17 protein-coding genes and 1 pseudogene are annotated in these 20,157 nt (G+C 67.7%); 3 read left to right on the top strand and 15 right to left on the bottom strand.

The genetic code is table 11. The features are described from left to right. The 7 genes from kdpF to EJO71_RS15615 form a co-directional block, all read right to left on the bottom strand. A complete protein-coding gene (gene kdpF / locus EJO71_RS15645; RefSeq protein WP_125949209.1) occupies nucleotides 1-99 on the bottom strand; it encodes a K(+)-transporting ATPase subunit F in 99 nt (32 codons plus the stop codon). 363 nt (nucleotides 100-462) lie between these two features. Continuing rightward, on the bottom strand, nucleotides 463-1,323 hold the full coding sequence (locus tag EJO71_RS15640; RefSeq protein ID WP_125949210.1) for an isocitrate lyase/PEP mutase family protein: 861 nt from the start codon (nucleotides 1,321-1,323) through the stop codon (nucleotides 463-465). 23 nt (nucleotides 1,324-1,346) lie between these two features. Next, complete coding sequence (prpF, locus tag EJO71_RS15635) at nucleotides 1,347-2,543, bottom strand: 2-methylaconitate cis-trans isomerase PrpF (RefSeq protein ID WP_125949211.1); 1,197 nt, start codon at nucleotides 2,541-2,543, stop codon at nucleotides 1,347-1,349. Nucleotides 2,544-2,565: 22 nt separating this feature from the next. Next, entirely contained in the window at nucleotides 2,566-5,190 is a 2,625-nt protein-coding gene (acnD, locus tag EJO71_RS15630; protein ID WP_125949212.1) for a Fe/S-dependent 2-methylisocitrate dehydratase AcnD, read from the bottom strand. A gap of 41 nt (nucleotides 5,191-5,231) precedes the next feature. Next, complete coding sequence (locus tag EJO71_RS15625; RefSeq protein WP_125949213.1) at nucleotides 5,232-6,215, bottom strand: tripartite tricarboxylate transporter substrate binding protein; 984 nt, start codon at nucleotides 6,213-6,215, stop codon at nucleotides 5,232-5,234. Nucleotides 6,216-6,355: 140 nt separating this feature from the next. Beyond that, on the bottom strand, nucleotides 6,356-7,519 hold the full coding sequence (gene prpC / locus EJO71_RS15620) for a 2-methylcitrate synthase (protein WP_125949214.1): 1,164 nt from the start codon (nucleotides 7,517-7,519) through the stop codon (nucleotides 6,356-6,358). After that, nucleotides 7,516-7,917 carry a hotdog domain-containing protein gene (locus EJO71_RS15615; RefSeq protein ID WP_125949215.1) on the bottom strand — a complete coding sequence of 134 codons (402 nt, stop codon included), beginning with the start codon at nucleotides 7,915-7,917 and terminating at the stop codon, nucleotides 7,516-7,518. The genes prpC and EJO71_RS15615 overlap by 4 nt, the downstream gene beginning before the upstream one ends. Nucleotides 7,918-8,061: 144 nt before the next feature. Here EJO71_RS15615 and EJO71_RS15610 point away from each other — a divergent pair, with 144 nt between their 5' ends. Further along, the gene (locus tag EJO71_RS15610; RefSeq protein WP_125949216.1) at nucleotides 8,062-9,483 is read left to right on the top strand and encodes a short-chain fatty acyl-CoA regulator family protein; all 1,422 of its coding nucleotides are present in this window, start codon (nucleotides 8,062-8,064) and stop codon (nucleotides 9,481-9,483) included. Nucleotides 9,484-9,492: 9 nt separating this feature from the next. Here EJO71_RS15610 and EJO71_RS15605 read toward each other — a convergent pair whose 3' ends face one another. Both EJO71_RS15605 and EJO71_RS15600 read right to left on the bottom strand, forming a co-directional pair. Next, a complete protein-coding gene (locus EJO71_RS15605) occupies nucleotides 9,493-11,043 on the bottom strand; it encodes an amidase family protein (protein WP_125949217.1) in 1,551 nt (516 codons plus the stop codon). Continuing rightward, nucleotides 11,043-12,008 (bottom strand): tripartite tricarboxylate transporter substrate binding protein, encoded by a 966-nt coding sequence (locus EJO71_RS15600; RefSeq protein WP_240651409.1) that lies wholly within the window; start codon nucleotides 12,006-12,008, stop codon nucleotides 11,043-11,045. The genes EJO71_RS15605 and EJO71_RS15600 overlap by 1 nt, the downstream gene beginning before the upstream one ends. A gap of 198 nt (nucleotides 12,009-12,206) precedes the next feature. Here EJO71_RS15600 and EJO71_RS15595 point away from each other — a divergent pair, with 198 nt between their 5' ends. Further along, entirely contained in the window at nucleotides 12,207-13,121 is a 915-nt protein-coding gene (locus EJO71_RS15595; protein ID WP_125949219.1) for a LysR family transcriptional regulator, read from the top strand. A gap of 4 nt (nucleotides 13,122-13,125) precedes the next feature. Here EJO71_RS15595 and EJO71_RS15590 read toward each other — a convergent pair whose 3' ends face one another. From EJO71_RS15590 to EJO71_RS15575, 5 genes and pseudogenes are all read right to left on the bottom strand, one after another. Then, on the bottom strand, nucleotides 13,126-14,361 hold the full coding sequence (locus tag EJO71_RS15590) for a dienelactone hydrolase family protein (RefSeq protein ID WP_125949220.1): 1,236 nt from the start codon (nucleotides 14,359-14,361) through the stop codon (nucleotides 13,126-13,128). 43 nt (nucleotides 14,362-14,404) lie between these two features. Further along, on the bottom strand, nucleotides 14,405-14,929 hold the full coding sequence (locus tag EJO71_RS34760; protein WP_240651410.1) for a flavin reductase family protein: 525 nt from the start codon (nucleotides 14,927-14,929) through the stop codon (nucleotides 14,405-14,407). Next, a pseudogene (locus tag EJO71_RS35015) lies at nucleotides 14,924-16,138 on the bottom strand (styrene monooxygenase/indole monooxygenase family protein); the annotation flags it as partial. The pseudogene EJO71_RS35015 and the gene EJO71_RS34760, both read right to left, overlap by 6 nt. Before the next feature lie 14 nt (nucleotides 16,139-16,152). Then, nucleotides 16,153-17,391 carry a styrene monooxygenase/indole monooxygenase family protein gene (locus tag EJO71_RS15580; RefSeq protein ID WP_125949222.1) on the bottom strand — a complete coding sequence of 413 codons (1,239 nt, stop codon included), beginning with the start codon at nucleotides 17,389-17,391 and terminating at the stop codon, nucleotides 16,153-16,155. Nucleotides 17,392-17,425: 34 nt separating this feature from the next. Continuing rightward, the gene (locus EJO71_RS15575) at nucleotides 17,426-18,217 is read right to left on the bottom strand and encodes an SDR family oxidoreductase (protein ID WP_125949223.1); all 792 of its coding nucleotides are present in this window, start codon (nucleotides 18,215-18,217) and stop codon (nucleotides 17,426-17,428) included. Nucleotides 18,218-18,406: 189 nt separating this feature from the next. Between EJO71_RS15575 and EJO71_RS15570 the strand changes: the two genes are divergently transcribed. Further along, nucleotides 18,407-19,414 (top strand): AraC family transcriptional regulator, encoded by a 1,008-nt coding sequence (locus tag EJO71_RS15570; protein ID WP_125949224.1) that lies wholly within the window; start codon nucleotides 18,407-18,409, stop codon nucleotides 19,412-19,414. A 43-nt stretch (nucleotides 19,415-19,457) separates the two neighbouring features. Here the strand turns inward: EJO71_RS15570 and EJO71_RS15565 are convergent, their stop codons facing one another. Further along, nucleotides 19,458-20,114 carry a Crp/Fnr family transcriptional regulator gene (locus EJO71_RS15565; protein ID WP_125949225.1) on the bottom strand — a complete coding sequence of 219 codons (657 nt, stop codon included), beginning with the start codon at nucleotides 20,112-20,114 and terminating at the stop codon, nucleotides 19,458-19,460. Between the last annotated feature and the right edge of the window lie 43 nt (nucleotides 20,115-20,157).

Raw genomic sequence — 20,157 nt, 5'->3', positions numbered from 1 at the left:
TCAGAACTCCTCGGCGCAGATGAGCGCGAACACGAGGTAGGCGAAAAGGATCACGGCAACAAGCCCGGCGAACCCATAGAGGACGTCGAGACCGATCATGACCGCTCTCCCTTGGGCGCATCGAGCTTGTACAGCCCGACCACCAGTTCGGCCATCACGACCCACATGGCCGCAATGGCGGCAATCCAAACGAAGTCCATTCATCACTCCTGCAAACGAAACGAGTAAGCAAGTCTCGGCAGGAGCGCGTAAAAACAGGGATAAATGTTGGGAGCGGCCTGTAAAAAAGATATAAAAATCCTGGCCGCGGCCAAGCAGGCGGCGTGGCTCCAGGCCCCTGGAGCTCTTCTTCGTCACGGCCGCGCGATGGCCGTCGCCGGCATCTGACGGCGATGCAGATGCCTGCTTCTTCAGGGCTCCATGCTCATCAATGACGACGAACAGGAAGCCATCGGGGAAGCGTCAGGTGTAGCGCTTTTCCAGCGCGTCCCACTCCGGCTTGCCGACGAGGCGCTGGCGCTCGGCGAAGGGCGTGACCAGTCCGCTGGATTCCTGCACTTCCTTCTCGTCGCGCAGCACCGTCAGCGCCTTCTGCATGCCCGCCACCGCGCCCTGCAGCGCGGCGTTGGCATAGAGGACGATGCCGTAGCCCAGCTCGCCGAGTTCTGTCGCGTTGAAGATCGGCGTCTTGCCGCCGATCACCATGTTCATGAGCTGCGGCCTGTCCAGGCGCTTCGGCAGCGCCCGCACCTCTTCCTCCTTGGTCACGGCTTCGACGAAGAGGATGTCGGCACCGGCCTCGGCGAATTTCTGCGCGCGCTCGACCGCTGCCTCGAAACCGTGGACGGCGGCCGCATCGGTGCGCGCCATGATCAGCAGGTCCTGGTCCTGGCGCGCGTCGACGGCGGCCTTGATCTTGCTCACGGCCTCCTCGGTGGAGATCACTTCCTTGCCCGAGAAATGGCCGCAGCGCTTGGGCGCCACCTGGTCCTCGAACTGGATGCAGTCGGCGCCGGCGCGCTCCAGCGTGCGGACCGTGTGGCGCACGTTCAGCGCATTGCCGAAGCCGGTGTCGGCATCGACGAGCAGCGGCACCGAGACCGCGTCGCGGATGCGCGCCGTGTGGTCCGCGATTTCCGCGAGGCCCATGAAGCCCTGGTCGGGCATGCCGAACCACATGTTGGTGACGCCGGCACCGGTGATGTAGATCGCCTTGAAGCCCAGGTCTTCGATGACCCTGGCGGACAGGGCGTTGAAGGCGCCCGGGACGATCAGCCCCCGGCGGGCCTCCGCGAGGGATTTGAGTTGCTTGCGGGTAGACATTCGGAGAACTTCCAATAGATCAGTCAGAAACTGTCGCCGGGCACGCGCACCCGGCCTTCCATCAGCACACGGGCGCTGCGGCTCATGAGGGCCTTGGTCACCACCCATTCGCCGTCGTCGGCCTTGCGGGCTTCGGCGCCGACGCGCAGCGTGCCCGAGGGATGGCCGAAGCGGACCGCACCGCGTTCGCCGCCGCCGGCCGCGAGGTTCACCAGCGTACCGGGAATGGCCGCGGCGGTGCCGATGGCGACTGCCGCGGTGCCCATCATCGCGTGGTGCAGCTTGCCCATCGACAGCGCGCGCACGAGCAGGTCGACGTCCGCCGCGCGCACTGCCTTGCCGCTGGAGGCGGTGTAGTCCTTCGGCGGTGCGACGAAGGCCACCTTGGGCGTGTGCTGGCGCCGTGCAGCTTCTGCGACGTCCTTGATGAGGCCCATCTTCAGCGCGCCGTGCGCGCGGATCGTCTCGAACATCGCGAGCGCCTTGGCGTCACCGTTGATCGCGTCCTGCAACTCGGTGCCGGTGTAGCCGATGTCGGCCGCGTTGACGAAGATGGTGGGAATGCCCGCGTTGATGAGCGTGGCCTTGAAGGTGCCGACGCCAGGAACCTCGAGGTCGTCGACCACCCTGCCGGTGGGGAACATCGCGCCGCCGCCGTCTCCATCGCCTTCGTCGGCAGGGTCGATGAACTCCAGCGCCACTTCCGCCGCCGGGAAGGTCACGCCGTCGAGCTCGAAGTCGCCGGTCTCCTGCACCTCGCCGCCGACGATCGGCACGTGGGACACGATGGTCTTGCCGATGTTGGCCTGCCAGATGCGCACCGTGCAGATGCCGTTCTCCGGCACGCGCGCCGGGTCGACCAGTCCTTGCGCGATGGCGAAGGGCCCGACGGCGGCCGACAGGTTGCCGCAGTTGCCGGACCAGTCGACGAAGGCGCTATCGATGGACACCTGGCCGAACAGGTAGTCGACGTCGTGGCCGGGCCGCGTGGAGCGCGAGAGGATCACGCTCTTGGAGGTGGACGAGGTCGCGCCGCCCATGCCGTCGATCTGCTTGGCGTAAGGGTCGGGGCTGCCGATCACGCGCAGCAGCAGCGCGTCGCGCACGGCTCCGGGCAAGCGCGCGCGCTCGGGCAGGTCCTGCAGGCGGAAGAACACGCCCTTGCTGGTGCCGCCGCGCATGTAGACGGCAGGAATCTTGATCTGGGAAACGGATGCCATGGCGATGGTGATGTGGGTTGTCTCAGGCCGCCGACTTGCTCTCGGCCAGGAAGTCTTGCGCAAAACGCTGCAGCACGCCGCCCGCCTCGTAGATGGACACTTCCTCGGCCGTGTCCAGCCGGCAGGTCACGGGCACCCGCAGGGCGTCGCCGCCCCTGCGGTGAACCAGCAGCGTCAGCCCGGCGCGCGGGGTGCGCTCGCCGATCACGTCGTAGGTCTCGGTGCCGTCCAGTCCCAGCGTGAGGCGCGTGGTGCCGGGCCTGAACTCCAGCGGCAGCACGCCCATGCCGATGAGGTTGGTGCGGTGGATGCGTTCGAAGCCCTCGGCCACCACCGTCTCCACGCCGGCCAGGCGCACGCCCTTGGCGGCCCAGTCGCGCGAGGAGCCCTGGCCGTAGTCGGCGCCGGCCACGATGATCAGCGGCTGCCGGCGGTCCAGGTAGGTCTCGATCGCCTCCCACATGCGCACCACCCTGCCCTCTGGCTCGATGCGCGCGAGCGATCCCTTCTTCTGCACGCCGTCGACCACCGCCATCTCGTTGACGAGCTGCGGATTCGCGAAGGTGGCGCGCATGGCCGTCAGGTGGTCGCCCCGGTGCGTAGCGTAGGAATTGAAGTCCTCCTCCGGCAAGCCCATCTTCGCGAGGTACTCGCCGGCGGCGCTGTCGGGCAGGATCGCGTTGGAAGGCGACAGGTGGTCGGTCGTGATGTTGTCCGGCAGCAGTGCCAGCGGTCGCATGCCGCGCAGCGTGCGCGGGTTGGCGGCCAGCGCCCCCACGCCTTCGCTGTCCCAGTAGGGCGGGCGGCGGATGTAGGTCGATTGCGGCCGCCAGTCGTATTGCGGGCTCGCCTTCTCGCCGCTGTCCGCATGGATCGCGAACATGGGCTCGTACACCTTGCGGAACATCTCGGGCCGCACGGAGGCTGCGACGATGGCGTCGATCTCCTCGTCGGACGGCCAGAGGTCGGCCAGGCGGATCTCCTTGCCCTCGACCACGCCGAGCATGTCGCGCTCGATGTCGAAGCGCATCGTGCCCGCAATGGCATACGCCACCACCAGCGGCGGCGATGCCAGGAAGGCCTGCTTCGCATAGGGATGGATGCGGCCGTCGAAGTTGCGGTTGCCCGAGAGCACAGCGGTGGCGTAGAGGTCGCGCTCGACGATCTCCTGCTGGATCTTCGGATCGAGCGCGCCCGACATGCCGTTGCAGGTGGTGCAGGCGAAGGCGACGATGCCGAAGCCGAGCTCTTCCAGCTCGGGCAGCAGGCCCGCATCGCGCAGGTAGAGCTCCACGGCCTTCGAGCCCGGCGCCAGCGAGGACTTGACCCAGGGCTTGCGCTGCAGGCCCAGCCGGTTGGCATTGCGCGCCAGCAGGCCGGCCGCGATCACGTTGCGCGGGTTCGATGTGTTGGTGCACGAGGTGATGGCCGCGATGATCACGGCGCCGTCGGGCATCAGGCCGGCGGCCTCCTGCTTGCGTGCCTCTGCCAGGCCGACGGCGATGTCGCGCTCGGCCAGCTGCGAAGTCGGCAGCCGCCGGTGCGGGTTGGAGGGGCCGGCCATGTTGCGCACCACGCTCGAGAGGTCGAAGCGCAGTACGCGTTCGTAGCTGGCGGTCGCGAGCGCGTCGGCCCAGAAGCCGGCAGTCTTCGCATAGGTCTCGACAAGCGCGACCTGCTCTTCCTCTCGGCCGGTGAGCCTCAGGTAGGCCAGCGTCTGCTCGTCCACGTAGAACAGCGCCGCGGTGGCGCCGTACTCGGGGCACATGTTGGAGATGGTGGCGCGGTCGCCGATGGTCAGGCTGCGGGCACCTTCGCCGAAGAACTCCAGGTAGGCGCCCACCACCTTCTCCTTGCGCAGGAACTCGGTGAGCGCCAGCACGATGTCGGTGGCCGTGATGCCGCTCTGGCGGCGGCCGGTGAGCTCCACGCCGACGATGTCGGGCAGCCGCATCCACGAGGCGCGGCCGAGCATCACGTTCTCGGCTTCGAGGCCGCCCACGCCCACCGCGATCACGCCGAGCGCATCGACGTGCGGCGTGTGGCTGTCGGTGCCCACGCAGGTGTCGGGAAAGGCCAGCCCGTCCTGCACGTAGACCACCGGCGACATCTTCTCCAGGTTGATCTGGTGCATGATGCCGTTGCCCGCCGGGATCACGTCGACGTTGGCGAAGGCGCGCTTCGTCCAGTCGATGAAATGGAAGCGGTCTTCGTTGCGGCGATCCTCGATCCGCCGGTTCTTCTCGAAGGCCTGCGGATCGAATCCACCGCACTCCACAGCCAGCGAATGGTCGACGATCAGCTGCACCGGCACCACCGGATTCACCTGCGCGGGGTCGCCGCCCTCGGCCGCTATCGCATCGCGCAGGCCCGCGAGATCGACCAGCGCGGTCTGGCCCAGGATGTCGTGGCAGACCACGCGCACCGGAAACCACGGAAAGTCACGGTCGCGGCGGCGTTCGACCAGCTGCAGAAGGCATTCGTCGAGGATGCCCGGGTCGCAGCGGCGCACCAGGTTCTCGGCATGCACGCGCGCGGTGTAGGGCAGCGTGCTCCAGGCGCCGGGGCGCAGTGCGTCGACGGCGGCCCGGGCATCGATGTAGTCCAGCGCGGTGCCGGGAAGCGGTTTTCGGAATCGTGGGTTCATCGTGACGAATCTGTCTGTGGGGCCGGCGTGCCGGCAAGGGCTCACTCGGAGCGGATGTCGTTGTCCTTCACGACCTTGGCATAGCGCGGAATCTCCGCGCGGATCAGTGCGCCGAACTGCTCCGACGTGCCGCCTGCCGGCGACACGCCGGTGGGGTCCAGCTTGGCGCCGAGCTCGGGTGCCTTCAGGCCAGTGGCCAGCGCGCCGTTGAGTTTTGCGAGCACGGCCGGCGGCACGCCCTTGGGCGCGACCAGCCCGTGCCAGGCCACCACGTCGTAGTCGGGCAGCCCGCCGGCCTCGGCGATCGAGGGAATGTCGGGGTACGCCTGCAGCCGCTGCGCGGTGGTGACAGCGAAGGCGCGCAGCCGGCCCGACTGCACGTGCGGCATCAGCGCCTCGGTGCCCGCGATCAGCATGTCGACGTTGCCCGCCACGAGGTCGGTCACCGCCGGCCCCGTGCCGCGGTACGGGATGTGCGTGGCCTTGACCTTCGCCATGCCGAACATGTACTCGCTCACGATGTGCAGGTGGCTGCCGTTGCCGGCGGAGGCGAAGGTCAGCTTGCCGGGGTTCTGGCGCGCGAAGGCCAGCAGCTCGCGCAGGTTCTTCGCCTGCACCTTCGCCGGGTTGACGCACAGCACGTAGGCGCCCTTGGAGAGCTGGATCACCGGGCTCATGTCGCCCACCGGGTCGAAGCGAAGCTTGTAGAGCGAGGGATTGACGGTGTAGCTGCCCGCCACCAGCAGCAGCGTGTAGCCGTCGGCCGGTGTGTGCAGCGCGTATTCGGTGCCGATGGTGCCGCCGGCGCCGGGCCGGTTGTCCACCACCACCGACTGGCCCAGCTGTTGGGTCAACACGTTCGCGGCGATGCGGGCGATGAAGTCGGAACCTCCGCCGGGCGCGAAGGGGCACACGATGCGCAGCGGCTTGGACGGAAAGGCTTCCTGGGCCCAGCCCGTGCGGGCGAGAGGCAATGCCAGCCCGGCCAGGGCGGCTGACGAAAAGGCGCGGCGATTCAGGGTCATGCGGTTTGTCTCCAGTGTTGTTGTCATGCGTCCCGCAACGGCGTGCCATCGCGGTGGCAGGCGCTAGTTTGCGCCTGTCCGGCAAACCCGCCTTGAACGCTCGGAGACTGCATGAACCCTGGACCGGCGAACTCCGCGCCTCAGGCGCGCGCCTCGATGGGCACGAAGGCCAGGTCCTCGGGACCGGTGTAGTTGGCGCTCGGCCGGATGATCTTGTTGTCGACGCGCTGCTCGATGATGTGCGCCGCCCAGCCCGAGGTGCGCGCGATGACGAACAGCGGCGTGAACATCGCCGTGGGCACGCCCATCATGTGATAGCTCACGGCGCTGAACCAGTCGAGATTGGGAAACATCTTCTTGGCCTCCCACATCACGCTCTCCAGCCGCTCGGCGATGTCGAACATCTTGGTCGAGCCGGCTTCCTGCGAGAGCGACTTCGCCACGCCCTTGATGACCACGTTGCGCGGGTCGCTCACGGTGTAGACCGGGTGGCCGAAGCCGATCACCACTTCCTTGGCCTCCACACGGCGGCGTATGTCGGCCTCGGCCTCGGCGGGCGAGTCGTAGCGCTTCTGGACCTCGAAGGCCACCTCGTTGGCGCCGCCGTGCTTGGGACCGCGCAGCGCGCCGATGGCGCCGGTGATGGCCGAGTACATGTCTGAGCCGGTGCCGGCCACCACGCGCGCGGTGAAGGTCGAGGCGTTGAACTCGTGCTCGGCGTAGAGGTTGAGCGAGGTGTGCATCGCGCGCTCCCAGATCGCCGGGGGCTTGCGGCCATGCAGCAGGTGCAGGAAGTGCGCGCCTATCGAGTCGTCGTCGGTCTCGACGTCGATGCGCCTGCCCTGCGTCGACCAGTGGTACCAGTACAGCAGCATCGAGCCCAGCGAAGCCATCAGCCGGTCGGCAATGTCGCGCGCGCCCGGCAGGTTGTGGTCTTCCTTCTCGGGAAGCATGCAACCCAGCGACGAGACGCCGGTGCGCATCACATCCATCGGATGCGCGCCGGCGGGCAGCTGTTCGAGCGCCTCCTTCAGGCTCGCGGGCAGGCCGCGCATCGACTTGAGCTTCGCCTTGTAGGCGCGCAGTTCCGCCGCCGTGGGCAGCTTGCCGTGCACCAGCAGATGCGCGACTTCCTCGAACTCGCAAACCTCGGCGATGTCGAGGATGTCGTAGCCGCGGTAGTGCAGGTCGTTGCCGGTGCGCCCGACGGTGCACAGCGCGGTGTTGCCGGCCGTGACGCCGGACAGGGCCACCGATTTCTTGGGCTTGATGCCGGGAGCCGTGGGGGTTGCGGTGTCGCTCATGCTTCTTCCTTTTCTGGATTCGGGTGTGCCTTTGGTATGCGCGTGGGCCGCCCGCCCTTGTCGACGGCGACCATCTCGAAGAAGGAGCGCAGCGCCTCGCGCGGCGCGTGCCCCAACTGCTCGAAGCTGCCGGTGACGCTGACCGTGAGCGAGCTGCGGCCCTGGCGGCTGACCCATGCGCGCAGCCGCAGCACGCTGCCGACCGGCACGGGCGCGAGGAACTGAGCGTCGCCGCAGCCGGCCATCACCACGTCGGCCTGGGCGAAGGCCCGCGCCGCCAGGAAGGCCGCCTTGGACATCAGCATCAGGGCGTTGCCGCCGAACAGCGTGCCGTAGTGGTTCGCATGCTCCGGGAACACGATTTCCGTGAGTTCGAGCGCCGTGTTCCGGTTTGTCATGGTTCGCAATTTACGCAAATGCGTGCCCATAATGAAGGACTGAATAAGCCAATCATTGCGAATGAAGAGCCGCTGTTTTGCAAATCTTGCGAATAGTCGAATTCCGCTTCCGCAGTACGGCGCGCTTTTCCAAGGAGCCACACGATGAGCAAGACCTTCATGGGCGTGCGCCTGCGCAAGCTGCGCGCCGAACGCGGCATGACGCAGGTGGCGCTGGCCCAGGCGCTGGGCCTGTCGCCCAGCTACCTGAACCAGCTGGAGCAGAACCAGCGGCCGCTCACCGTGGCCGTGCTGCTCAAGATCAGCCGCACGCTCGGCGTCGACGTGCAGCAGTTCTCGGAAGACGAGGAGGCCCGCCTCGTCTCGAGCATGCGCGATGCGCTGGCCGACAACCCCGGTGGAGAAGCCGTCGCGCTGCCCGAGTTGCGTGAGGTGGCCTCGCAGATGCCGGCCGTGGCACGTGCGCTGCTCGCGCTGCACCGCCGCCACCAGGAAGCGATGGAGCGCCTGGAGATCATGGCGACCGAACTCGGCGACGGACGCGGCGAGCTCACGAATGCCCGCCCCATGCCCTTCGAGGCCGTGCGCGACTTCTTCTTCGCCCACCAGAACCACTTCGAGGAACTGGACCTGCAGGCGGAAAGGCTTGCGGAAGAAGCGCGCGGCCACGGCGGCCCGCTGTCCGAATGGCTGCAGTCGCGGCTCCTGAAGCAGCACGGCGTGCGCGTGGTACCAACAGACGACGACGCCATCGACAGCCAGCGCCGCTACGACCCCGCCAGCCGCGTGCTGCGCCTGTCGGGCGGCCTGGAGCCCGGCCAGCAGTCGTTCCAGCTGGTGACCCAGCTGGCACTGCTGGAGCAGACGCAGCTGATCGAGTCATTGCTCGAAGGCGCCGGCTTCGACGACGCTCCGACGCACGCACTGGCCCGCATCGGACTGGCGAACTACTTCGCCAGTGCCCTGCTGCTGCCCTACGGCCCGTTCCTGAAAGCCGCGGAAACGCTGCGCTACGACATCGACCTGCTGGCGCGCCGCTTCGGCGTGGGCTTCGAGACGGTGTGCCATCGCCTCAGCTCCATGCAGCGGCCCGGCGCGCCGGGCGTGCCCTTCTTCTTCATTCGCGTGGACCGCGCGGGCAACATTTCGAAGCGGCAGTCGGCCACGCACTTCCACTTCTCGAAGACCGGTGGCACCTGCCCGCTGTGGAACGTGTACGAGGCCTTCGCGCAGCCCGGGCGCGTGCTGCGGCAGCTCGCGCGCATGCCCGACGGACGCACCTACCTGTGGGTGGCGCGCACGGTGTCGCACGGGCAGCGCGGCTTCGACTCGCCCAGCAAGACCTTCGCCATCGGCCTGGGCTGCGACATCCGGCATGCGCCGCGCCTGATCTATTCCAAGGGACTCGACCTGGCCGACCAGGACGTGCCCACGCCCATCGGCATGGGCTGCAAGGTGTGCGAGCGCGTGGCCTGCCCTCAGCGGGCGTTCCCGTTCATCGGCCGGGCGCTGGACGTGAACGAGAACGAAAGCCGGTTCACGCCCTACGCGGTGGCGGACGCGTAAGGCGCTGCCTCAGACGGCCGATACGGCGGCGGACGCGGCGAGGCGGCTGTCGCCGAAAACGGGCGGCGTCTTCACGATCGACTTCAGCGCCGGCTCGGCCGCGCGCAACGCGCTCAGGTCGGGAATCGGCCGGCACAGGCGCGGGTCGGACGCGAACGCCGCCTCCATCGCATGCGCCGCACCGAGCAGCTGGTGGTCGGCCCTGAATCCACCCACCACCTGCAGCCCGAAAGGCATGCCCGCGTGGTCGAGGCCGCAAGGCAGCGCAATCGCAGGATGCGTGGTCAGCGTGACCACGTAGGTCAGCGCCAGCCAGCGGTAGTAGTTGGCCTGCGGCTCGCCGTTGATGGCCGCTGCGTACAGCTGCGTCCATGGGAAGGGCGAGACGGGCGTGGTCGGCGACAGCACCAGGTCGTAGTCGGCGAAGGTCGCCTGGAAGCGCTTGAGAAGCCGCGTCTGCTCGGCCTGCGCCCAGGCGCTGTCGAGCAGGCTCATCTTCGCGCCCATCTCGTAGTTGGCGCGCGGGTTGGGGCCCAAGCTGTCCGGGTCTCGCTCGTAGGCCGCCTGCATGCCGGCCACGAAGGCCTCGGCGCGCAGCACGTCGAAGCAGCGGTGCGCCTCGCCCATGTCGAAGCTGACCTCGTCACAGCGGGCGAACAGGTGACGCATGGCTTCGATCTTCCGGCGGAAGGTGGTGCGGATGTCGTTGTCCACTGCGCAGGTGCCGAAGTCCTCGGTCCATGCCACGCGCAGCCTGCCAAGGTCGACGCGCTGCGGCGTGAGGAAGGACAGCGGGTCCAGCGGATAGCTCAGCGGATCGCCGGCGTTCATGCCTGCCGATGCCGCCAGCTGCAGGCAGGCTTCCTCCACGGTGCGGCCCATGGGGCCGACGACCGAGATGGGCGTCCAGCCCAGCGGCTTGCGCACGCTGGGTACGACACCCGGCGAAGGCCGGAAGCCCACCACGCCGCACTTGGCCGCGGGAATGCGCAGCGAGCCGCCGGTGTCGGAGCCGGTGCACACGGGCAGCATGTCGCAAGCCAGCGCGGCGGCCGAGCCGCCGGAAGAGCCGCCGGCATTCAGGTTCGGGTTGAAGGGGTTGCCGGTGGCGCCCCACACGTCGTTGCGCGAGTTGGCGCCGGCGCCCATCTCGGGCACGTTGGTCTTGCCCGCCACGATGGCACCCGCGCGGCGCAGGCGCGCCACGAGCTCGATGTCTTCCGTCGGCACGTGGTCGCGGTAGATCGGCGAGCCCCAGGTCGTGAGCAGCCCCTCGGTGGGCTCCAGGTCCTTCACGCCCATCGGCAGGCCGTGCAGCAGGCCGAGCGCATCGCCGCGCATCACGGCGCTTTCCGCCGCCTTGGCTTCGGCGCGCGCGCGCTCGAAGCAGGTGGCGGTCACCGCGTTGACGAAGGGGTTCACGCGCTCGATCCGAGCGATGCAGGCCTCGAGCAGTTCGACGGGCGAGACCTGTTTGCTGCCGATGAGGCGGCGCAGTTCGACGGCGGATTTCTCGACGAGCTCCGTGGCGGTGTCGTGCGCGGTTTTGGTGAAGCTCATCAGTCGGCGGTGATGTTGGCGCGGGCTGCGACGGCACGCATGATCGGCAGTTCGCGGTTGATCAGCTCGACGCTCGCAGCGGCGTTGCTGTAGCTCGGCTCCAGCCCCGCGGCCAGCAGCCTGGCCTTCGTCTCCGGATCGGCGATCGTCGCGGCCAGTGCCTTCTCCAGCCTTGCCTTCACGTCGGCGGGCACGCCCTTCGGTGCCGCGAGCATGAGCCAGGAATCCATGTCGACCTCGGCATAGCCGCTCTCGGCGAAGGTGGGCACCTCGGGCAGCAGCGCCGAGCGCCGCGCGGTGGTCAGCGCAATGGCCTTGATCTTGCCGCTCTTGAGCTGCGGGACGGCCGCGCTCACCGTGTCGATGCTGAACGGGATCTGCCCGCCCATCAGGTCGGTCATGGCCGGTGCACTGCCCTTGTAGGGCACGTGCGTCATCTTGAGGCCGGTGGCGTGCAGCATGGTTTCGCCCGCGAACTGCGCGGTGGTGCCAGTGCCAAAGGAACCATACGAATACTTGCCAGGCGAGGCCTTCACGTAGTCCACGAACTGCTTGACCGTCTGCACCGGCACCTCGCTGTTCGCCAGCAGGATCAGCGCGACGCGCCCGGCAATGCCGATCGGCTCGAAGCTCTTCACCGGGTCGTAGGGCAGGTTGCTGCGGATCGCGGGATTGACCGTGAAGGTGGAGCCCGAACTCAGCAGGAGCGTGTACCCGTCGGGTGCGGACTTCGCCACATAGCTTGCGCCGACCACGGTGCCGGCGCCGCCGCGGTTCTCGATCACCACCGGCTGCCCGAGCTCCTTGCCCAGGCGTTGCGCGATCACGCGGCCGTTGACGTCGGTGGCGCCGCCCGGCGGGAAGGGAATGACCAGCGTGACCGGGCGCACCGGAAAGCCCGTCTCCGCGGCAAGCGAAGCCAGCGGCACGATGCCAAGACCAAGGCTGCAGCAAAGCAAAGCCATGCGCGCTACGAACGGGAAGCGGTTCATCGGAACTCCTGGAATTTCGACTGGAAGACTGGGATTCGGGGAGAGAACCGCTTCATCCTAGGAGCGTCATGACGGTGTCACAAGCGCAATGTTTAGAATTCTTCGTTGCCGAATCGGCAATCGAGACACCCGGAACCCCATCCCTCCGAAGCCACGCAACAGGAGCCATTCATGCAGCTTCGCGCCTTGCAGGAAACCGCCGTGCGCTACTTTCTCGAGGTCGTGAAAACAGGCTCCGTGAAGGAGGCGGCTCTCAAGCTCAACGTGGCGCCCTCGGCGGTGAGCCGGCAGGTGGCAAGACTGGAGCGCGAGCTCGACACGCTGCTGTTCGAGCGCCATGCGCGCGGCATGGTGCCCAACGCCGCGGGTGAACTGCTGGCGGCTCACGCCAAGCGCGCGCAGCAGGACATCGAGCGGGTCGCGAACGACATCGCCGGACTGCGCGGCCTGCGCACCGGCCATGTGCGCGTGGCAAGCACCGAGGGCTTCGCCTTCGACTTCATTCCCAGGCTGATCGCGCAGTTCCGCCTCAAGCACGCGGGCATCCGCTTTCACCTGGAGGTCTGCGCGCCCGCCGACATCTCCAGGCTGGTGCGCGACGGCGAGACCGACGTGGGCATCACCCTCAGCGCCCTGCCCCAGCCAGGCATCGAGGTCGAGCTGCGACATCCCAGCCCCATCCTGGCCGTGATGGCCAAGGACCACCCGCTGGCCAGACAGCGGCAGCTTTCCCTCCGGCAGGTGGTCGCTTATCCGCTGGGGCTGCCGCAGGAAGACAGCTCCATCCGCCGCCTGCTCGATGCCAGCTGCTCGCGGCAGGAGCTGCGCTACGAACTGGCGATGTCCAGCAACCACGCGAATTCACTGCTGAGCTTCGCGGCGGCAGGTGGCGGCACCATCGCCTTCTATGGGCCGCTGTCGATCCGCACGCTGCTGCAGAGCAAGGCGCTGGTCGCCATTCCTTTGAAGGATCGCGAGATGCACGAGCGGCATCTCGCCATCGAGACAATGGCGGGCCGCTCGCTGCCCGCCGCGGGAAAGGCTTTCGTGCGATTCCTCGTCGATGCGGTGAAAGCCTCGGACTGAGCCCTCAGCGCTTCATCAGCGTATTCGACGGCAGCGTCTCGTCCAGCAGCTTGCGCGCCGTCTCCACGCCCGCCACCGGCAGCAGCTTCGCATCGAGCAGCCCCACCTGCACCAGCACGCTGGCCTGGTCCCAGTAGATGTGCTCGTGATAGAGCTTGTCACCTCGGAACTTGATGACGGCCAGCAGCGGAATCTCCACGCGCTTGCCCGTGGGCGCCACGCCCGGCAGCATCCACGGGATCTCGGTGGTGTGGGTGAAGCAGAACAGCATCTCGTCGACCACCTGCGTGGCGCCCACCGTGCGCGAGATCGGCACCAGCGAGGTGTCGGGCGGGTTGCTGTTGACGAAGTGGTTCGTATAGAACGCGTGCAGCGCCTTGTAGCCCACGCCGCCGGTCATCGTCGGGATGTGGTTGACGTAGGGCTCGGCCACCATGGTGGACATGGTGTCGTCGACGTTGCGGGTGCCGAACTCGTATTCGCAGTGCTTGTCCCACAGCGCGGGCAGGTCGTAGTGCGGGCCGATGGCGTCTTTCAGCGTGGCAATGCTGCGCTCGTGGGCCATCAGGGCCGAGGGCTTGTGGAAATGCTCGCCGCCGATGCGGGCGAAGGCGTGGTCCATGCCGGGGTAGACGTGCAGCGACACGCCGGGGCGGCCCTTGAGCGTGGAGACGATGCGCTCGCGTGCCTCCGGCGGGCAGAACTTGTCGAGCTCGGCGATGTGCAGCGTGAGCGGGCGCTTGATGTTGTCGGCCTCGTCGAGAGCGGCATCGATGCCCACGCCGTAGTAGCCGACGGCGACGTCCGCGTCGGTGCGGCAGGCGCTGAGGTAGGCCAGCTTGCCGCCGAGGCAGAAGCCGAGCACGCCGACCTTGGCGTCCTGCACTTCGGGCCGACCGCGCAAGGCGGTGATGGAGGCTTGCATGTCCTCCATGCCCTTGGCCTCGTCGAAGCCCTGGTAGAGGGCGAAGGCACGCTGCCAGTCTTCCGGCGAGTAGCCGAGCTGCACGCCGGGCTCCTGCCGCCAGAACAGGTCGGGCACGAGCACCACGTAGCCCTCCTCGGCGTAGTAGTCGGCCACCTCGCGCATCGTGGCGTTCACGCCGAAGATCTCCTGCGCGAGCACCAGACCGGGGCCGCTGCCCGAGCGTGGCACGGCGAGATAGCCGCTGAAGCTGCCGCTTCCATCGGTGGCCTGGATGCGGATCTGGTGCGCGCCGTCGTGGGCTTTCTGCTGCATGTGAATTGCTCCGTTCATTGAATGGGTGGTGCGGGTCGCGTACTCATTGCACGCATTCCGGATGTCGCGTCGTCACCTGGTAGTAGCCCGAGTGAAAGACCAGCGGCTCGCCGTCGAAGCGCTCGTAGCGCTCGACCTCGCCGATGAAGATGAGGTGGTCGCCGCCGTCGTACTGCTTCACGTTGCGGCACACGAAGCGTGCGATGACGCCGTTGAGCAGCGGCACGCCGGCCGCACCCTCGCAGCAGTCCACCCCGCCGAACTTGTCCGGCTGCGGCGTGGAGAACTGCCGCGACAGGTGATGCTGGTTCGCCGCCAGCACGTTGATCGCGAAGTGGCTGGCGCCAGTGAAGTCGCCCACGCTCGGTGCCTGCCGCGCCAGGCTCCAGAGCACCAGCGGCGGATCGAGCGACACCGACGAGAACGAGTTGGCGGTCATGCCCACGCGGCGGCCATCGATGGCCCGCGTCGTGATGACGGTGACGCCGGTGCTGAACTGCCCGAGCGCCTTGCGGAAGTCGCGCCGGTCGAAGCGGTCGACGGCCGCCTCGCGCGCCCGCTCCTCCAGGAAGCGGTCTGCCTCCGTGGCATCGAACCACCAGGGCGCGAACGCGCGCGGGTCGTCGAAGCCGTTGACGATGGTGCCCGCCACCGCGGGCATGTGGGTGGCGCTCTGCAACAGCTTCTGCAGATGCGGCCGGGGCGGCGCGAGCAGGCTGTTGGTCCAGTCGGTGGCCCAGCGGGCATAGCCTTCCCAGTAGCGGTCGAAGGTCTGCTGCATCCATTCGGCGTCGAAGGGCGCATCGCCGTTCTCGAGGATGCGCTTCAGGTAGATGTCGGCGCACTTGGCGGCGTTGTTGGAGCCTTGCCCCGTGATCGGGTCGTTGAGCACGATCGCATCGGCCAGGCCCAGCACCTTGCGCCCCGAAGGCAGCGTCGCCACCGGCTTGCGCACCACCGGCGTGAAGCGGCCCGAGAGAACGCCGTTGTCGTCGGTCAGTTCGATGTCGGTGCATCGCTCGGCTTCCCACGGCAGGAAGGTTTCCAGGATCCGCTTGCTGCGCGCGAGGTGCTCCCGCGGCGTCTCCACGTCTTCCCAGCAATCCATCGGACCGCCGGGCACGCCTTCGAACACCATGATCTCGCAGGGGCCGGTCGTGGTCAGCGCCGGGAACACGAAGTATTCGCCCACGCCGGGAATGAGGTTGAAGCACACGCGCGCATGCGGCCGGGTGGGCTTCATTCCCTTCACGTAGGTCAGTGCCAGCGCGCGCTGCGGCTGGTCGTATGGAGAACGCGCCTCGTCGCGCTCGAAGAGCTTCGAGATCTCGCCCTTGCCGCTCGCGACGACCACGAGGTCGTTCGATTGCGCGCAGGCTTCCAGTTCGTCGAGCCCCACGTCCTGCAGCACCAGCCTGCCGCCGCGCTTCTCGAACTCGATCATCCAGGCGGGTATCTTGAGTCGCTGGTCCACCGACTGCGCGGGCCCGTCGAGCCTCGCGCTCCATTCGATGGCCTTGCCGCCCTCCGGATTGCGCACCGTCATGCCGATGCCCTCCACCAGCGGACATTCGTCGGCCCACCAGTCCAGCCCCAGCTCGCGTTCGGTCTGCAGCGCGGTCTCGAACATGCACTGGCTGGACATCACCGGCCCATCGAAGATGTCCCGCGCACTGCGGTTCGAATACACCGTCACCTCGTGTCCCGCGCGCAGCAGTCCCAGCGCGAGCTGCATGCCGGACTGCCCGGCGCCGACGATGGCCACGCGTCGCTTCATGCTTTCGCTCCGGCTTATGCGACGGCCGCGCAGGTCTCGATGTAGCGCCCGGCTTCATCCGGATCGGCGAACCACGGGAAGTAGGTGCGCGGATCGTCGAAGCCGTTGGCGAACGCACTGGCCAGCGGCGGCATCGCGCCGGCGGCGCCGAGCAGGTTGAGCACATGGGGCGGCGGCGGTGCCAGCAGCATGTTGGTCCACTGCGTGACCCATTGCGCGTAGCCGAACCAGTAGCGGTCGAAGGTCTGCTGCATCCAGGCCGCATCGGCCGCGCCGTCGCCGCGCGCGAGGATGCTCCTGAGATACGTGTCGGCGCACTTGGCCGCGTTGTTCGAGCCCTGCCCCGTGATCGGGTCGTTGAGCACCACCACGTCGGCCAGGCCCAGCACCTTGCGGCCCGAAGGCAGCGTCGCCACCGGCTTGCGCACGGTCGGCGCGAAGCGGCCCGCGAGGATGCCGTTGTCGTCGGTGAGTTCGATGTCCCTGCAGCGCTCGGCTTCCCAAGGCGTGAAGGCGTCGAGGATCCACTTGCTGCGCGCGAGGTGCTCCTGCGGCGTCTTCACGTCGGCCCAGCAATCCATCGGGCCGCCGGGCACGCCCTCGAACACCATGATCTCGCACGGGCCCGTGGTGGTCAGCGCCGGGAACACGAAATACTCGCCCACGCCGGGAATCAGGTTGAAGCACACGGCCGAGTGCGGCTCGCGCGGCGTCATGCCCTTCACGTAGGTCAGCGCCAGTGCACGCTGGGGCTTGTCGTAGGTGGACTTGTGGGTGTCGCGCTCGAAGAGCTTCGAGATCTCGCCCTTGCCGCTGGCCACCAGCGTGAGATCGTGGCTCTGGGTGCAGGTCTCCAGCTCGTCGATGCCCGCGTCCTTGAAGACCAGCTCGCCGCCCTTCTTCCTGAATTCGTCCATCCAGGCCGGGATCTTCACGCGCTGGTCGACCGACTGCGCGCTCGAATTCAGCCGCGCGACCCAGTCGATGACTTTGGCACCCTTCTGCTCGGGATGCGGCACGGCGAGCCCGATGCCGTCCACCGTGGGACATACGCTCGCCCAGTGGTCCAGGCCCAGGTCGCGCTCGATTTGTAGCGAGGTGTGGAACATGCACTGGCTGGACATGACCTTGCCCTGGCGGATGTCCTCGCCCGTGCGGTTGCTGAACATCGTGACCTCGTAGCCTGCGGCGAGCAGTCCGAGACCCAGTTGCAGGCCCGACTGGCCCGCGCCGACGATGGCGATTCGTTTCATTGCTTGTACTCCTCGATGCTCCGATGAGAGCGGGTCAGTCCATCAACCTGGGAATGGCGGGCACGGCCTGTTCGGGGCCCATGGCGGAGTAGCCGCCGTCCACCGCGTAGTCGGCACCGGTCACGAAGCTCGCGTGGTCGGAGCAAAGGAAAAGCACCACCTGCGCCACCTCGTCGGGATCGCCGACGCGCCCGAGCAGATGGAAGGGAGCGGCCACGCGATCCGTCTTGGCCCGGTCACCGTTTGTGAGCTGGTTCATCACGGCCGACCAGGTCCAGCCCGGCGAGACGCTGTTCACGCGGATGCGGTCGGGTGCCAGGTCCATCGCCATGTTGCGCGTGAGCTGCGCCATCGCGGCCTTGCTCACCGGGTAGAGCCAGCGGCCCGTCTGGGCCACGCTCGACGAGATGCTCGTGAAATTCACCACCGCCCCGCCACCCGCGGCCACCATGTGCGGATGCACGGCCTGCAGCATCGCCACAGCGCTCGCCACGTTCACGTTGAACGAGGTGAGCCAGTCGGCGCGCGGCGACTTGAAGCCGTCGTCCACGTAGGAGCAGGCCAGGTTGACGAGAAAGTGCACGCCGCCGTGGCGCGCGGCCGCTTCCGCCACGCAGGCCTTCACCTGCGCGTCGTCGGTGATGTCGGTGCGCACGAAGCGCGCGCCGGCGCCCAGCGAATCGGCCAGCGGCTGGCCGTTGCCGGCATCGATGTCGGCGATGACGACCTTCACGCCGGCCGCGTGCAGCGCACGCACCACGCCGGCGCCTATCAGCGTGGAACCACCGGTGACGATGGCGCTCCTGCCTTCGAGTCCCTTGAACATGACGCTTGCTCTCCTCGGTTGATCGAACATCGGACAACAGGCCAGGGCGGCCTGTGGAGCGAACGTTAGAGGCAGGGAGGCTCTCGGCGAGTCCCGCAAACGCAGGCCATGTCCCTGGCGCGCAGTTTTCTTGCGAGGGGTGGCCCGAATTGTGGGCGGGGACGGTTTTTGCTAGGGTGCCTTCGCCCCATGGAAACCGCCACGACCCCACTGCCGCTGCAGCGCTATCGGCTTTTCGAGAGCCACGACATGGACGAGGCTCGTGAAAGCGTGGCCCGCGTGTTCTGCCCGCACGGGCTGGTCATGCTGAGGCCCCGCACCGAACTCGACGCCTGCCATCACAGCGCACGGCTGCACCGGGACGTGAGCCTCAACTACGTGCAGTACGGCCCCGGCGTGCAGATCGACCCGGGCTACCTGCAGGATTTCTTCCTGTTGCAGATTCCGTTGCGCGGAGGCGCCGAAATCCGTTGCGGCGCGCAGCATGTGGACGCGACACCCCGCCTGGCCTCGCTGCCCTCGCCCACCGAACTGCTGTCGATGCGCTGGGCCGACGACAGCCCGCACCTGATCGTGCGGCTGGCGCGCCCCGCGCTGCTCTCGCGGCTCGAATCCTTGCTCCAGGCGCCCGTCGGAAAGCCGCTGGTGTTCGATCTCGGCGTGCCGCTCGACAACCCCACGCTCGCGCCGCTGGTGCATTTCATCGACTACCTGCGGCTCACGCTCGATGCCGGCAATGCGCTGCAACCCGGCGGCCCGCTGGCGGAGCACGCCGAGGCGTACCTGATGGCCAGCCTGCTGATGTCGGCGGGGCACAACCATTCCCGCGCCCTTGCCGGAGACAGCCAGCGGCGCAGCCTGCTGCCGCGTGCGGTCCGCAAGGCTCAGGAGTACATGGAGGCGCATGCCGACCAGCCTCTGTCGCTGGCCGACGTATGCCGCGAAGTCGGGTGCAGCGCGCGGGCCTTGCAGCTGGCCTTCCGCCAGCATGCGGGACAGGGACCGATGGAGTTCCTGCGCGAGACCCGGCTCGACAGGGTGCGCGCCGAGTTGCGGGCGTCAGCCGGCGTCAACGGAGCCGGCGTGCGCGAAGTGGCTCAGAAGTACGGTTTTCTTCATCTGGGGCATTTCGCGGCGCAGTACCGTGCGCGCTTCGGCGAACGGCCGTCGGACACCCTGTCGTTGCGCGGCCATTGACGGGCTACTGAAGCCGTTCCGGCAGCGGGCCGGAACTCGCGCGCTACGCAAAATCGGTCTCGACGAAATCCTCAGTCACGTGAATGCCGTCTTCGTCGCGGCGCACGAGGCCGCGGCTCTCCATGGTGCGCATGATCTTGTTGACCATTTCGCGCGAGAGCCCCGAGTAGGAGGCGATCACCGATTGCGTGATGCGCTTGTCGTACCCGCCGGGGCCGACCGGCGCCAGCCGGGTGAGCTGGTACAGCACGCGCATCACCAGGTCTTCGGCGGGCAGCACGGAGATGTGGCGGAACTGGTCGCGCAGCACGTTCATGCGCTTCATCGTGAGCCCCAGCAGGCCCAGCGCGACTTCGGGGTGCCGCACGCAGAGGCTGCGCATCCTCGCGATGGGCATCAGGTACACCGAGGAGGGCAAGGTGGCGATCAGCGTCTGCTTCGACCTGTAGCTGTCTTCCCTGATCGAGAGGTCGAAGAAGAAGTCGTTCTGCCCTATGAGCTCCGTCGTCATCTCGGAGCCTTCGGCATGGCCGGGCGTGACCACGTGCAGCAGACCGCTCGCGACGCAATAGATCTGGTCGGTCGATTCGCCGGCCGTCAGCACGACTTCGTTGCGCTTGTAGGAACGGGGCCGGCTGCATTCGGCGAGTGCCGCGCGTTCCGCTGGCGGAAGGGCCGCCATCAGTGGATGCAGGTACATGACTGCATGATGCGCACCCGTGCCGATCGGCGAAACACATAAA

It is taken from the genome of Variovorax sp. 679 (assembly GCF_003952185.1).
In the GTDB taxonomy this organism is placed as follows: domain Bacteria; phylum Pseudomonadota; class Gammaproteobacteria; order Burkholderiales; family Burkholderiaceae_C; genus Variovorax.
Note: the sequence above shows the minus strand (reverse complement) of the source record. Positions and strands in the feature narration are given on the sequence as shown.